The organism is Virgibacillus sp. SK37 (genome assembly GCF_000725285.1).
Classification (GTDB): domain Bacteria; phylum Bacillota; class Bacilli; order Bacillales; family Amphibacillaceae; genus Virgibacillus_Q.
On record NZ_CP007161.1, the window covers coordinates 2483612 to 2498781 of the forward strand.

At 36.4% G+C, this 15170-nt stretch carries 17 protein-coding genes and 1 riboswitch; of the genes, 6 read left to right on the top strand and 11 right to left on the bottom strand.

Translation table 11 applies throughout. The features are described from left to right. Positions 1 to 26: 26 nt before the first annotated feature. Complete coding sequence (locus X953_RS12750) at positions 27 to 1001, bottom strand: hypothetical protein (protein ID WP_040955926.1); 975 nt, start codon at positions 999 to 1001, stop codon at positions 27 to 29. An 87-nt stretch (positions 1002 to 1088) separates the two neighbouring features. Between X953_RS12750 and X953_RS12755 the strand changes: the two genes are divergently transcribed. Next, the gene (locus X953_RS12755; protein ID WP_040955927.1) at positions 1089 to 1607 is read left to right on the top strand and encodes a phosphatidylglycerophosphatase A; all 519 of its coding nucleotides are present in this window, start codon (positions 1089 to 1091) and stop codon (positions 1605 to 1607) included. Between the two features lie 175 nt (positions 1608 to 1782). Here X953_RS12755 and X953_RS12760 read toward each other — a convergent pair whose 3' ends face one another. From X953_RS12760 to X953_RS12770, 3 genes are all read right to left on the bottom strand, one after another. Beyond that, complete coding sequence (locus tag X953_RS12760; RefSeq protein ID WP_040955928.1) at positions 1783 to 2556, bottom strand: TIGR01457 family HAD-type hydrolase; 774 nt, start codon at positions 2554 to 2556, stop codon at positions 1783 to 1785. Between the two features lie 75 nt (positions 2557 to 2631). Further along, complete coding sequence (locus X953_RS12765) at positions 2632 to 3270, bottom strand: metalloregulator ArsR/SmtB family transcription factor (RefSeq protein ID WP_040957105.1); 639 nt, start codon at positions 3268 to 3270, stop codon at positions 2632 to 2634. 4 nt (positions 3271 to 3274) lie between these two features. After that, the gene (locus X953_RS12770; protein WP_040955929.1) at positions 3275 to 3718 is read right to left on the bottom strand and encodes a DUF86 domain-containing protein; all 444 of its coding nucleotides are present in this window, start codon (positions 3716 to 3718) and stop codon (positions 3275 to 3277) included. Positions 3719 to 3835: 117 nt separating this feature from the next. Here X953_RS12770 and X953_RS12775 point away from each other — a divergent pair, with 117 nt between their 5' ends. The 3 genes from X953_RS12775 (at position 3836) to X953_RS12785 (ending at position 6021) form a co-directional block, all read left to right on the top strand. Next, the gene (locus X953_RS12775; protein WP_040955930.1) at positions 3836 to 4105 is read left to right on the top strand and encodes an SAV0927 family protein; all 270 of its coding nucleotides are present in this window, start codon (positions 3836 to 3838) and stop codon (positions 4103 to 4105) included. Between the two features lie 11 nt (positions 4106 to 4116). Beyond that, positions 4117 to 5550, top strand: coding sequence for an amidase (locus tag X953_RS12780; RefSeq protein ID WP_040955931.1), 1434 nt, complete (start codon positions 4117 to 4119; stop codon positions 5548 to 5550). Between the two features lie 198 nt (positions 5551 to 5748). After that, positions 5749 to 6021, top strand: a complete 273-nt coding sequence (locus tag X953_RS12785; protein WP_040955932.1) for a hypothetical protein — start codon at positions 5749 to 5751, stop codon at positions 6019 to 6021. A 30-nt stretch (positions 6022 to 6051) separates the two neighbouring features. On the opposite strand, the gene X953_RS12790 is transcribed toward X953_RS12785, so the two are convergent. After that, complete coding sequence (locus tag X953_RS12790) at positions 6052 to 6324, bottom strand: YutD family protein (protein WP_040955933.1); 273 nt, start codon at positions 6322 to 6324, stop codon at positions 6052 to 6054. 126 nt (positions 6325 to 6450) lie between these two features. On the opposite strand from X953_RS12790, the gene X953_RS12795 reads away from it, so the two are divergent. Continuing rightward, positions 6451 to 7032, top strand: coding sequence for a YhcN/YlaJ family sporulation lipoprotein (locus X953_RS12795; protein WP_040955934.1), 582 nt, complete (start codon positions 6451 to 6453; stop codon positions 7030 to 7032). Positions 7033 to 7158: 126 nt separating this feature from the next. Next, positions 7159 to 8112, top strand: coding sequence for a M23 family metallopeptidase (locus X953_RS12800; RefSeq protein ID WP_040955935.1), 954 nt, complete (start codon positions 7159 to 7161; stop codon positions 8110 to 8112). A gap of 66 nt (positions 8113 to 8178) precedes the next feature. Here X953_RS12800 and X953_RS19830 read toward each other — a convergent pair whose 3' ends face one another. The 6 genes from X953_RS19830 to X953_RS12825 all read right to left on the bottom strand — a co-directional run bounded on the left by X953_RS19830 (position 8179) and on the right by X953_RS12825 (position 15105). Beyond that, on the bottom strand, positions 8179 to 8286 hold the full coding sequence (locus X953_RS19830; protein ID WP_156958487.1) for a methionine/alanine import family NSS transporter small subunit: 108 nt from the start codon (positions 8284 to 8286) through the stop codon (positions 8179 to 8181). Position 8287: 1 nt separating this feature from the next. Continuing rightward, positions 8288 to 9823, bottom strand: a complete 1536-nt coding sequence (locus tag X953_RS12805) for a sodium-dependent transporter (protein ID WP_040955936.1) — start codon at positions 9821 to 9823, stop codon at positions 8288 to 8290. 813 nt (positions 9824 to 10636) lie between these two features. Next, positions 10637 to 12196, bottom strand: coding sequence for a Na+/H+ antiporter NhaC family protein (locus X953_RS12810; protein WP_040955937.1), 1560 nt, complete (start codon positions 12194 to 12196; stop codon positions 10637 to 10639). 159 nt (positions 12197 to 12355) lie between these two features. Further along, a riboswitch (Lysine riboswitch) is annotated at positions 12356 to 12537 on the bottom strand. 66 nt (positions 12538 to 12603) lie between these two features. Next, a complete protein-coding gene (gene yunB / locus X953_RS12815; RefSeq protein WP_052350129.1) occupies positions 12604 to 13380 on the bottom strand; it encodes a sporulation protein YunB in 777 nt (258 codons plus the stop codon). A 52-nt stretch (positions 13381 to 13432) separates the two neighbouring features. Next, positions 13433 to 14524, bottom strand: coding sequence for an HD-GYP domain-containing protein (locus X953_RS12820; protein WP_040955939.1), 1092 nt, complete (start codon positions 14522 to 14524; stop codon positions 13433 to 13435). A gap of 278 nt (positions 14525 to 14802) precedes the next feature. Next, positions 14803 to 15105, bottom strand: coding sequence for a YunC family protein (locus tag X953_RS12825; protein WP_040955940.1), 303 nt, complete (start codon positions 15103 to 15105; stop codon positions 14803 to 14805). Positions 15106 to 15170 lie beyond the last annotated feature (65 nt).

Here is a 15170-nt window from a genome sequence, read left to right on the forward strand (position 1 = left end):
AATTTCGCCCCTCCTCCATGGTCCTATTATAACCAGTGTAACACAGGAAGATGAAGAGCATTAACCTCTGCCCCTGCCATATCATACAAATTTTTTAAAAATGATTCGTAATGATCCTGCCCATTTAGAAGTTCTTGTAAATCACTTGCATAGTAATCAGGGTTTTCACTTGTAAAGCCGGTAGCCATACAGTCAAAAATGTGAATAGGACACAAAAGTCTAGCATACAATAGTCTCCAACTGAAAACAGACAATGGTCTAATTGCTTGGTAGTCATGAAGAAATTTAGAAACCTCTTGGTATTCTTTATTTAGTATCATATAACGTATCTTTTCTGCTAAATCCCTTACAGGATGATCGTAAACCAGGTCAGTTGGCCACAAAAAAGGTTGTTCCAACTGATCATAATATCTATGGAATGCAATGCTGCCCTGATCGTTTTCGTGGAACCTTCTTTCTTGTTCCGATTCTTGCATGTATTGAATGGCATTCTCAGATACTCCAATAATATATGGTAAGGCATCATTAACACTTTCATTCCATTTAGAATAAGAAGGTGAAATCATTGTCGCTGTTTTTTTCTCAAAATATGACAACTTATCTATCCATAATGTTCTCCATTGACCATAGCTAGAGATTGTCTGGGGCTCATAATTATACGTACTTCCAAATTGATGGAAGTGTGCCAACTCCTCCCCTCCTCCAGCCGCTTTATGACTCCAATCACTTATTTTTATTTGGAGTACAATGTAAGCTGACTCATTAAGACGGCTAAACCATTCACCCTGTACATTAGGAATTGGAATTGCTATGTAGTCGGGGAATTTCTCAGCGACAAAATATGCGAGCGTAGCTTGTTCCATATGAATAATTTCCTTGTTTTCAGCAAAAATGATAAAATAAATATATTCACCCTTTTTATATCCTTTAATATCATCAACGATTATAGACTCTTCACTATGAATTCCATATTGTTCAAAAAGTAATTGTTCAAATGACAAACGGATCTCCCCTTTATACGTTTTATTACTAGTATATGGGTTAAATAAAAATTATTAACTAATGCTTGAACAGGAAAGGTGATTAATTTGGATAAAAACACGAAACAAAGTGAATTAGAAGTAAAAGCAAGGCAATGGTTAACGGAACGCGGAGTTGGTATTGATGACATTGCTGAACTTGTATATTATTTACAGTCTAAATACCACGATAATCTAACACTTGATGTCTGCCGCCATAACGTAGATCGCGTGTTAACGAAAAGAGAAGTTCAGAATGCTATTCTAACTGGCATTCAATTAGACATATTGGCAGAGCAAAAAAAACTTCAGCAACCTCTCCAAAAAACAATTGAAACAGATGAAAGTTTGTATGGGGTTGACGAAATTATTGCATTGTCTATTGTTAATGTTTACGGTTCGATTGGTTTCACGAATTACGGTTATATAGATAAACAAAAACCTGGTATTTTAAAGAGATTAAACGATAAGTCTACAGGCGAATGCCATACATTTCTTGATGATATTGTTGGTGCTATTGCTGCAGCAGCTTCAAGTAGACTTGCCCATGGAACCAAAGAAGATATGTTGTTAGAAATGGATCAATAGAAAAATGGGCTGAGACATAACTAAATAATGCTATTTTAAAGTGGAAAGTGCCAAAGTGTGGGAGGCGTTTTTTCCTACGATAATTTATAACAAAAATAAATCCGAACCATGATTTAGTAATAGTACAAATCGGTTCGGATTTTCAATGTATTAAAGTCTTTTGTCTCAGCCTCAGTTAAACCCTATCCATCCATTCTGACAAATTTTCTACTTGGTGGGTCGGTAAACGATCTTTTTTGGATAACTGTTCTCTAGTGGTTACTCCAGTAAAAGCAATCAGCGTATCCATGCCAGCATTCATCCCAGCTAATATATCTGTATCATAATTGTCCCCCACCATAAGTGTTTCTTCAGCTGATAAGTTTATTATAGATAATGCTTCTTTCATAATAACTGATTCCGGTTTTCCGATAAAAGTAGGCATCTGACCTGTGCTAACTGTTATTACGGATGTTAGAGCACCATTACCAGGTAGCAATCCTCGTTCATCTGGTATGACCACATCGCTGTTTGTGGATATAAATGTAGCTCCATTTTGAATGGCCAAACAAGCAGTCGAATATTTTTCATAATTAATTTGCCGATCTATACCGACTACCACGAAATCATATTCTCTTTCTGATGACATTTCTAGTCCTTCTTCTTTTAACGCCTCATTAATCCCGGTTTCACCAATTACATAGCAGTTTGCATTTTGTTTTTTACTTTTAATATACTTGGCTGTAGCTATGCTTGTTGTAACTACATGTTCAGGAGTGGAGTGTATCCCCATGTGATTAAGTTTATCTGACACTTCCTTCTGTGTTTTAGAAGAATTATTTGTAATAAACAAATATGGCAGTTGCTTCTTATTTAACATGTCAATAAATTCTGCTGCTGCTTCAATCGGTTCATCTCCGCGGAACATCGTCCCATCTAAATCAATAAGATATCCTTTATATTGGTTCATTTTATATCCTCATTCCCAATTTGACTTCTTTGATACTCATATATTACCTTATCTCGTATTGCAAAAGGAAGGTGATCATTCACCTTCCCCCGGTTTTTTAATTGTCCACTTACAATAATTATGTCCATTTGTGATATAGGAATGTGCTTTAACTTCACTGGCAGGAAAAAGGTCATTAAAGACTTCCTTCTCATTATTGCATACCTGCCCATATGCCGAAGCAATATTTGCAATGGGGCAATTAAAATTAATAATTTCATAACCTTCTTCCGTCTTCTGCACTTCAACCATGTAACCTTTTTCATCCTGTATTTTAGCAATTTCTGAAATTTTTTGATCAAAGGATTCTATAGACTCCAGTTTTGAATTGAAGTACGCCTTTTCTCTTTCCATACGTTTCTTAAAAACTGCATTTACGGCTTCATGTCCTTGTACCTCCTCCAGGTCCTGTAACAATTCCAAAGGTAGTTTTTCATATTGGTTGGGAAAGGTTCCATGGCCTTTTTTGGTGAGCTCATACGTGTAATATGGCCTACCCATCTTTTGCTTTATTGTATTCTTCCTCACAAATCCCTGCTGCTCCAATTCATGCAAATGTTTTCTAACTGCTATTTCTGATATATCGAAAAACGACATCACCCGTGTCATCGAACATTCTTTGTCTTTCTTTAAGATATGGAGCAACCTTTGCTTCGTAGTATGCCGCTTGTTCATACCATCACCTTTTCTCATTAGAAAAAGCATTAGCCACATTCAATTCATTGTCTAGATACTTTCGAATGTGGTGGCTGAATTTGTCCAGTACAGCTATATTGTCATGAAAGACGCTTGTCAATACTTCCTGGTTTGAGCTTGTATATTCAGTAACCAGTTTTTTTCTTAATTTAATAAACGTCTTATAATTTTTCTCTTCCTCTGCTGGTAGAACTTTCTCGTCAATTAGTATATCAATAATATCATCATAGCTTCCTGGGTCACGCATAATAAAACCATCAATCATCATGTTTCCTACATCCAAAATAGCTTCAATTACTACTTGTACTGCCCGCTCAAATCCCAGTTTTTCCATATATGAATTTGCTTTACTATTTCTTACTTCATTTAATATGCTATCCATATAATTAAGTATCTCTTCTATTCTGCTTCTATCTACAAAATACATTTGAATCCTCCGTTCTCTTTATCATAATTATATCATATCATATAACGCATGATTATAAGGAAAAAACGTGATATAGTTAAGGAAATGTAAATATTCAGGAAAGGAGCGTGTCACAATATGAGTGAAAAATTTGAACTTCTGAAGGACGAAGTAAAAACGAAAGAAGTTAGGTATATAAGTTTTATGGGAAATTTACAACGTTACGATTTTGCTTTTATGGAAAATGAAGACGATCCAAGTAAGGTAGTAGTTATTTATCTACAAAAGAATCGGTTTGGTATAATCGGAAAAGAAGAGTTAAGAAACAAGGGACATCTTGAACATATTTTTCATGAGACCCAAATGGAAGCAGATGAAATTCGGAAGTTTTTGAATGAGATCCTTTAGGAGGATGAGGCATGTCTACATTAACGGTGAAAGAAAAGGAACAAATTCTTTCTGCGGATACCGTAGAGCTGGTTAATAAAATGAAGTCTAAAGAAATGACCAGTGTTGAAATCGTCTCTACATATATTGAACATAATAGAAAAGTCAACCCTGAATTAAATGCAATTGTAGAAGAGCGCTATGAAAAAGCATTAGAAGAAGCCAAAATGTCGGATCAGAAAAAAACGGGCGGATTGTTACATGGTATTCCAATAACTGTAAAAGAGGCCATCCACGTCAAAGAAATGAAAACGACTGGGGGGCTTGAACAGCGACAAGACTTAATTGCTAGGGAAGATGCAGAAGCTATTACAAAGTTAAAAAAGGCAGGCGCAATCATCCTGGGAAAAACCAACACACCTGCACTGTGCTTTTGCCAGGAGACAGAGAACAAACTTTATGGGCGAACAAATAATCCTTGGGATGTAAATCGCACTGCGGGAGGGTCAAGCGGTGGAGAAGGAGCAATTTTGGCTACTGGAGGTGCTGCAGCTGGTATTGGCTCTGATATCGGAGGGTCAATTCGGTTTCCTGCGCACTTTAATGGAATACTCGGTTTTAAACCAGGCATGAATCAAGTTTCCACAAATGGCCACTTTCCTTCCGTCTTACATCCATTGCAGGAAAGAATGCTATCAATTGGTCCAATGGGAAAATCAGTAAGGGATATGGAATTGTTTTATAGTATTTTAGGTAATGAAACCTTTGGCACCAGGTACCTTCAAGATTTTAAAATCGAAATTTTGCCTGGCAACAATAGTTATCCTTTATCTGAAGAGCAACATGTTCTGCTTGATCAAGTCGAGGAGTTACTTACAAAAACCTATTCAACTCGACGATGTGTGCCACCATATTTGGAAGAAAGTTCCTTATTATGGCAGGAAATCATGTCAATAGAAGGAAGTAAACCGATAGAGAAAGCTGCTTTTAACAATGTGCGCTCCAATGTTTACTCAGCCTTCTTAAGAGAGAAGCTTACACAGCGGACCAACATCCATCCATACTTATCTTGGGCTATTATAGGTTCTAAGTTATTTAAACCGTCTAAAGGACGAATTCGTGAAATACATGAAATCATTAAGAAGGGAGATCATGTGTTGGATGAGTATTTGCAGCATCGTCTGCTGGTTTTCCCAGTCTATCATAAAGGTGCCTTACACCATGGAAAAGTTTACCAGGAAATATTTTCTATAAGAAAATCATTTCTCCAGTATATGCCATATGTTGCTTATGCGAATATATGGGGTCTTCCATCCTTAACTGTCCCTATTGGTAAGGATGAAAATAATATGCCAGTGGCTATTCAAATTATGAGTACAAACGGAAATGAGGATGCAATATTCCGGCTTGGGAAAATTATTGAAAAGAAATTTAGAGGATATATCAGATGTACTAGATATGAATAACAAAAGCATAGGCGCCGTTCATGCATAGAATTATAATAAAGTTCAAATAATAAAAAGATGCTACAAACTTTTAAAATGGTTTGTAGCATCTTTTTTTTATGTATGCTTACACCTTTGTATAAAGCCCTGTGCCTTAATAAATACCTTGAATAGTTCTAATGAATATAACAAAAGATAGTAAATAGGAAGGTGATTAAGGTGAAGAAAAAGGATAAAAAGTACTCCGATTTTTCTAATGTAAATCGATTAAGGAACGAACTAATTCCAGAAGAATTTCCTGAAGGGACATACGGCTCTTCCATAGGGAAAGAGGAACCTGTTTTTAGTAAATCAACCCCATGGGAAGAAGGTCAATACCGTGGAAGTGCATTTGTATATCCTGATAAAGATCAACATGATGACTTACCAAGACAAATGCCTCAATCGCACCCTCTGCATGATGAATCTGGAAAGCCACGTGAAGAGGAGTAATTGTTTTCAACAACAGTTACTCCTCCCTCTCTATTTTTGCTTTTTAAGTACGAAATAAGCACAGCCAAAGTTACAGTATTCATACAAATAATCATCCAATGTGCTAATTTTCGAATCCATGGAAGCTTTTTTATTTTGGTCTGCATAGAAGCCTTTTAATCTCAGCTGCTCATAGCCCCAGTCTCCTACAATGTAATCATATTTAGATAAGATATCGGAGTACCTTTCTTTTAATGCTTCCTCCTGATATCCGCTTTTCACGTTCTCAATTAATTCGTAGTTCTTGCCCTGTATTTCAATCATTATGTCACCCCACTTAACCTGTATATAGTTTACCATACTATCTCTTCGTTAAACCACTCTAATTTAGTGTATGATTTTTTAAGTTAATTACACACTAATAAAGAATATAAACAAAGGAGGAATACCATGAAGCAAAGAAAATTGTACTGGAGTTTTATACTGGCTTTCCTTATAATGGCTGGCTGTGCCAATAATGATAACGCCATGGATGATAGAGAAGATATTGTTGATCAAATGGACCCATCGACAGAACTACAAGCTCCACGAGATCAGGAGTTAAATGACCGACTGGGTTATGTACGTTATACAAAGGATCAACTCGAAAATAGTGATGAAATAAACCACACGGCAAAAATGGATCGTACAGAAATGGCAAACATGATTACCAAAATGATCCTTCGCAGCGAGAACTTTAATGAAGTAGCCACACTGGTTACAGATAAAGAAGTGCTTATTGCTTATGAATTAAAACCGGATGCCCAAAAGGAATATGCAGCAGATATCGCCAAAAAAACAGCCATGTCTGTTATGCCACGTTATTTTGAAATTTATGTTTCTGATAATGAAACATTAATTCAGGATATCCATAGTCTCCATAATTCCAATTCATCCGAAAGAAATGATTTTGACAACACGATTGATACCATTATAAAAGAAATGAAAAAATCCCCCCAAGGGTTGAAGCAAAATAATATGGAAAAAAAATAAGTTACAATGCATCAGGACTTCATTGGTACTGATGCACTACATATACAATTAAATATACCTGGTATAGGATATTTTCTTTTGGCAAATATAATGATAAGTTAATTACTTACTAAAGGGTGGATTACTTTGTATTTAAAAATTATTTCAATCTTCTTATGTATAATTACTCTATTTTCATATTCACCAAAAAACGTTTTTGCCGATTCAGATATTTATGAGAAAAGAATGGCCCTATTTAAAAAAACAGAGGCACTAACACAAGTACCATGGTACTACTTTGCAGCAATGGATAATTATGAAAGAAACATTAAAAAGGAAAATGACGATCAGCTTATTTCCATTTCTTTTGAACCTGAAATATGGTTTGGTCCTGGGAATAGCTTAATGATTCAAGACGAAAATATAATAACTTTCTTTCAAGGCAAAGGAAAAGATGGGAATGGTGATAACAAGGCTGACCCAGGGAATCCTGAAGATATTTTACACACAATGGCTAATATGATTCTTGAATATGGACCCACCAAAGACGATATTCGAATTGCCTTATGGAATTTTTATCAACGGGACTTATCTGTACAGACAATCATGAATACAGCAAAAGTATTAAAAAAGTTTAAGCATATTAACCTAACAGATCGGGATTTCCCTGTATCAATGGAACATAACTACAGTTATAATAACACATGGGGAGATCGCAGGGGTTTTGGTGGATTACGAATTCATGAGGGTACAGATATATTTGCGAGTTACGGTACTCCCGTAAAATCAACAACATATGGTGTAGTTGAATTAATGGGATGGAATCTATATGGAGGTTGGCGTATCGGCATTCGTGATATATACAATATATATCATTATTACGCACATATGAATGGTTATAATGATGATTTAAAAGTTGGCCAAGTTGTTAAGCCCGGAGATGTTTTAGGAAGTGTTGGCTCAACTGGCTACGGACCTCCAGGGACTTCCGGTAAGTTTCCTCCTCACCTTCACTACGGGATGTACAAAGATAATGGTCATAGTGAATGGTCCTTCGATCCGTACCCATATTTAAAAAAATGGGAAAGAATGGCCAAATAGAAAAGAAGTAGTATTATTCTTTAAGTATAGAAGAGCCTTTACCAATGTAGGTAAAGGCTCTTCTTATTACTCTGCTTCTTTGGCTTTCTTTACAGCATGCATGATACTAGCTGCTAAGCCTCCCCATATTACAACAATACCTAGGATCATTACAAAAATAGCTCCGCCAGTCATATTATTTTGCCTCCCTAGTTTCAGATTCTTTATTAACCTGAGACGAAGATTTCCACTTGGTCGATGCCATAATGATACCCACTATCAAGGCACCGGCTGCAACAGCCCATCCTCCAAATGTAATAAACATGTCTGGATAACCTTCATAGTTCCCGTTATCTGTAGCAAATTCTTTTAAAATATTTTGCTTGAATAAACCGAACATCATATAGCCTAATACAATAGGTGTTATAAAGGTTAAGCTAAATGACCACCATGAACCTAAACGTATATCGGAAATTTCATTTGCATGTAACTGAAGGTTTTTCACTTCACGTAAAACCCAAGCAATTAAGACTACTTCAACCAAACCAAGCATTGCAACACCAAATTGGTTAATAAAGTAATCAGCTGCATCAAGGAAGAATAAACCACCTTGTGTAGCGAAGAGAAGAGAAATTACTGCAGCTGTTCCTCCACCAAATAATACTGCCTTTGTTCTGGAAATCTTGAATTTATCTACCAGACCAGCTACATAGGTTTCGGTAATAGACATTAACGAGGTTAACCCTGCTAAAACCAAGGATGCAAAGAACAAGAAACCGAACAGCCCATTTAGTCCAGGGAATTCATTAATTATCGCTGGGAATACTACAAAAGCTAATCCAACTCCTCCAGCTACTACTTCATCTACTGCAACTCCTGATTGGGATGCCATAAAACCAAGTACAGAGAAAACTCCGATACCAGCAAGTAACTCAAAGCTGGAGTTCCCAAATCCTGTAATAAATGCGTTCCCAGTTATATCTGACTTCTTTGGTAGATAACTTGAATAAGTGATCATAATTGCAAAGGCAATGGATAAACTAAAGAATATTTGCCCATAAGCAGCTACCCATACATCTGGTTCCAAGATCTTAGAAAACTCTGGAGCAAAGAAGGCCTGCAATCCATCAATAGCTCCCGGTAAAGTAATAGCACGAATTACAATAATAAGAAAGATAATTACTAACGCAGGAATGAAAATTCTATTGGCTATCTCAATCCCCTTTTTAACACCTTTGAATAATATTCCCAGTACAACTACCCAAACGAGAATTAATGGAATGAGTACTCCAGGTACAAAACCGCCTGTTTGGCCAGGGTCTACAGATAAGTTTAGATACTCATTAAATAAGAATCCTTCAGTATCCGACCCCCAATTAAGGTTGAAAGAGAAAACTGAATACGACATTGCCCAGGCAATAATAACAGCGTAATAGGTAGAAATAACAAAGGATACTGCTACTGCCCACCAACCAACAAATTCAGACTTTTTATTCATGCGCTTAAACGTTAATGGAGCAGAACCTTTGTACTTATGACCCATTGTAAATTCCATAATGAGTATCGGAATACCTGCTGTTAACAGCGCAAATAAATAAGGTATAAAAAATGCCCCACCTCCGTTCTCATAAGCAACAGCAGGAAATCTCCAAATATTTCCCAGTCCCACAGCAGAACCAACTGCTGCAAGGATGAAACCAGCTCTTGTCCCCCATTGTGAACGTGTTTCCATGTAATGACCTCCTCTGTAAGTTTCCCTTATCACAACCAATTATATGTGTAGTTGTTCAAAGGAATGTTTAAAATGTTTACTTTTTTCTGATATTTATGCTTGTATTATAACGGTACTTTTATACTATGTCAAAGGATTATTTAACTTTTCTAATAAATGGAACTTTTTACATAATATTATTGTGGAGGAAATGCTTTTATTCTAAATATTTAATTCATATAATTAACTCTTTACACTTCATGTATTACAGAGTTGGAAGAAACTGCGAACTAACTAAGAATATAGAGGCTGCGCCAATCACCGCTACGGGGAAATATTCCGCTAGGATGCGTTAGTAATATCGTTATATGGTAGTGATAATATATTTGGTCGCAAAAATTAATTGATTAAACACTAAACTTAGTTAAAAGTCTATACTAATTGATTGGAGCGGAAGGGGGCAATCTAAGAACGCCACGTCCTGGGACTGCGCTAACTCGTCCCACCGAAAACATTTGTGGCAACGATTGCATGACCAACGTCCTCGAAAAAGAAAACCACTTTTTCATCGTGCGATGTTTCTCTTAGAAGCTTTCCTTGTCCTGTTGGCCCGCGGCTCCTGCCGGAATAGCATGAGCTGAAGACGGGTGTGAAAGCGTCCCCCTGCAGTGGAAATCAATGGGTCCATCCACCTCCTTAAAATGAGATAAACTACTATCAAGTTAGTTCGCAGTTTATTTATTATGCGAATTACTTTAGGGACACAAACCATTTAATACCCTAAACAACTATGCACGCAAAAAATCATTCTCCCAAAAGGAGAATGATTTTCAATTACTCATCAGATAATTTTGTTTTAACTAAAAACTGCAGCAATAAGCAAATACCAATAATTACTGCAAAGGTTATAATCAATGGCAGAACTACTTGGTTTAGTGTACCAATCAGCAAATAACCAACACTAGCAGCAACAGCAACAATCATTGCATATGGCAGCTGTGTTAATACATGATCTATATGATTAGCTCCTGCTCCTGTAGAGGAAAGGATTGTTGTATCTGAAATTGGAGTACAATGGTCGCCAAATACGGATCCAGCCAAAACAGCAGCTAAGGTTGGCAGTAGTAAATCAATATTTGAAATGGATGTTACCTCAGCAGCTATTGGAAGCATTATTCCAAATGTTCCCCAAGAAGTTCCTGTTGCCAGTGCCATAATCCCTGCAATAATAAAGAACAAAAATGGTAGTAAACTTGGGCTGATAGAAGCACTTTCGACTACACCTGCAAGGTATTCACCAGTTTTCAGTGTACCAATTATGGAACCGATCATCCACGCTAAAAGTAAAATATAAATTGCTGGAAGCATCGTTTTAATACCTTCTATGATTATCTTTATGGTATTAGCTTTAGGCTTACTCTGTTGTAGATGAAAAAGAAGATTTGTCAATACAGCAATTAGACCACCTGTAAACAATGAAAGGTTTACATCTGTGTTTGCGAATATTGTTAAGATATTAACAGTGCCTTCCGTGTTGTTTATTCCGGTGATCACCATCATTACTACAGTCGCTATAATTAATACGCCAATTGGTGTTAATAGATGAAATACGCTTCCGCTTTCATGTGGTTTGAATGTATCTCCTAAATCCCCAGGAATATTATCTTGCTTAGGATCATAAAGCTGGCCAGTTTTTATGGCACGTTGTTCATGTATCTTCATTGGTCCAATATCCATTTTAAAGTATGCCACTACAAAAACCAGCAATACGGCACCGAGTGCATATAAGTTAAACGGAATCATCTTTATAAATGCTTCTAAAGGTGCAATATCAGTTATTCCATTGGCTGCAAATAACCCACCAAGAATACCAATAATATAGGCGCCCCAGCTTGAAATGGGAGATATAACAGTAACTGGTGCTGAAGTAGAATCAATAAAATAAGCAAGCTTGGCTCGTGAAACACGGTGACGGTCCGTTAGTGGTCTTGCAATTTGACCTACAGCAAGACTATTAAAATAATCATCTATAAATATAATTAGACCTAATACCGCACTCATTAACTGTGCACCCTTGCGTGTTTTAACTCTCTGAATCATCCAATCCCCGAAGGCTCTGCTCCCGCCAGATGCCTGCAGAAATGCCGTCATTATGCCTAATAATAATAGAAAACTAAGTAAGAGTATATTTCCAATATTTAATGAGCCATCTGAGACAAAGATTTCATAAAAAATTGTCCAAATTTCTTTTACCATTGCAAATAAATTAAAATCGTGAATAAACAATGCTCCAACAATAATCCCGGCTCCAAGAGAAATTAGCACTTTTCGTGTCAGTAAAACAAGTACTAACATTAATATAGCTGGGATAATGGAAAAAATGGTCCCCTCCATAGATACTACCTCCAATTTTTTGTTGTGAATATGCATCAAGATAGTGAACTAGCTATGAATGGACGCGTATTTTTGTTCTTTAATGCGAAAAATAAGCACAAAAAAACAATGATAGAAAATAACCCATCATTGTTTTTACAATATACGTTATCCTCCATTTCGATCAGTAGTTCTCCATGCACACTCCGTCTTGCTGCATGACAGTACATTTCTTATTCAAAAATGTACCAGCTATAATAAGGTTGACACTTATTATGCTTCGGCAAACAATCCTTCTACCAACAATCACAGTTGTCATTCTCTTGCTGGCTACTCATATTGCTTGCGCCTCTACCTCACCGATCTGATAAGGTTTAATATGCAATTATACATCTGATTATAACAAGTATGTTTCATTTGTACAAGTATTACTTTCTATCTTTTGGGACTGATATGGTCGGCCCCTCCCCACCACCGCCTCGGTTATAAAATTCGGGTACATCTCCCATAATAACACGTGAGTCAATAAACACTTTTGTACTTATTACTTTCGTTGAAGTGGTAAAGGGAACTACGATCTGTGTGTTTACTGTTACTGGAACATAAATTTCAAATAGAGAAGCATTTATACCAAACTCTCTCATCTCATACATGATATCTGACTGGATACTCCCAACAATTTCAAAATGGACAGGTATCTTCGGGCCTAAATTAGCGAGAATCGTGCTACCTGTCGCTTGACCAATAGGTATCTCCACAACGGTGGGATCTTGATCCGCTAATTCAGCAGGTGTGTCTCCATATTGAATTGGATCTAATTCAGGATCATCTGTATCCAAAGTTTCCCCTTTATTCATCCCATATAGAAAATATTCGGCCTTTTCAGTGCTTTGCCTAAGTACTTTATTTACAATAGAAGAATTCCAGCCAAGCTGGGCAACATTGCCATTGTTATCCATACTCATACTGACAAGATCTTCAAATGTCATACTTTCTGTAGACTTTACTGCTGCATTGATCGTACGAGTAGCAAATTCGGTTGTTTTTTCTTCAGCAATTGCCATTAATGGAGGTTTTATACCCTTATCAATAATTATAATACTTACAATGATAGCAGCTAAAAATAATATACTAGTCACAGCAAAAGCAAATTTTACTGGAAAAGCTGTTCTTGTTTTACCAAGCTGTCTTCTGCGTTTCAACACAAAAAAACACCTCCTGTACAAAGCTTATGCTTGTATACGGGAGGATAGAATTCTAAAATCCATCAAGGTTAACATCCACTATCGTAACATTCACCACCTTACCAAGATCCAAGTCATAGGGGGTGCTTATTATGTAAGTATTTTCTTTCATTATACGTACGACAGGTCTATCACAAAGGTTTTTATTCTGCCTTACAACTATTCCTTCACATTTGTTACTAAGAAGAACTGAAATACCATTAGGATAAATAACGATACTATTTTTAAAAGCCTCTACCATATTTTTATCAAATAACTTTACCGCTCCGGCATAGAGAATCTCAAGCCCCTCATGTGGCAGCATGGCTGCACGATACACTCGATTACTCGTAACTGCATCAAAAACATCCGCAATACCAATTAATTTACCATATGGATGAATGTCATCACCACTAATACCTCTTGGATAACCGGATCCATCTAGTCTTTCGTGATGCTGATAGGCACAGTGGGAAACTACTGTTGGTAAATCAGCTTGTTTTCTTAAAAACTCAAAACCAAGCTCTGTATGGCTTTTCATCGTTTCATATTCTTCTTCTGATAATTTACCTGGTTTATTCAATATTTCCGATGGGATAAACATCTTACCGATATCATGAAGCATAGCACCTATTCCGATATCAGTTAGCATCTTAGGCGTATAATTTAATTCCACTCCAATAGCCAATGAATAAATTGCTACATTTAATGAGTGTTGGAATACGTAATCATCTGTGATAAATATATCAGTTAATAAAGAGAGTGATTTCTTGTTTGATTGTATTTCTTCAAGTATTTGATTAACGACAATAGAAAGCCTCTTTTTGCTGTTATCAAGGATAAAAGCTCGCCCTACCAGTCCGTTCTCCTGTATTTCAGAGAAAATATCCTTCATTATTTTCGTGGCGTCAGAACGTAGTTTGTTAGGAATAACCGGCTCTGCCTTGATATCTTCTGTAAGATTATCTTTTATGTATAAATAAGTTATCCCTTGTTTAATCAGCCGTGCAAGTATCTTCTCAGTTAAGGTTATGCCTTCCCTAATCAACACTACACCATTATCATTATGTACGGTCTGGGCCAGAATTTCTCCGGGGGTAATCAAGTTGGTATTTACAAGCTTCATAAGGTGCTCCTAACTGTTAATAAATAATATTTCAACCAAAATATGACACTTATCGACATTTGTTATATTAAAATAATATCAAATTTAATGACAAATAGCCATTATATGAATGATATGTAAAGACAAATCTTCTTTATGGTTACTTACCTAGTGTCAGGAAATCCTTTTCCTGCTAATGACAATTATATTTGTGGGTATCTATAGGTCCTAAACATTATTAGTTTTTTACTAAAATTAAGAAACTAAAAAATGCCTTCCTCATCACGGAAGGCATTCAATCATGCGATTTTTAATAAAGCTTCTCTCCCTGTCATTCCAACTTCCCAGCCATAGGTTTTCGAAGCATCGGTAATTTTTTCAAGCGGGGCATTCAATAGGTCATCGATGGATCGCACACCTACCGCTCTTCCTGCAACTACTTTTCGATGGGCTAACTTTTCATTAAGCACATCCACATCCAGTGCAGCACACATAATATAACCCGTTTCATTCGTAATCATAATAAGATTTGTTTTTGGTAGTTCAACTTGAATTGCCGTAAACATCATGCCATCTACCTCTAATGGGTTTACTGTTATCATATATGGCCAGCCTCCTTTTATTGCTACACAATATATGTATGCAAGCAAAGGAAGTATGGTCACGA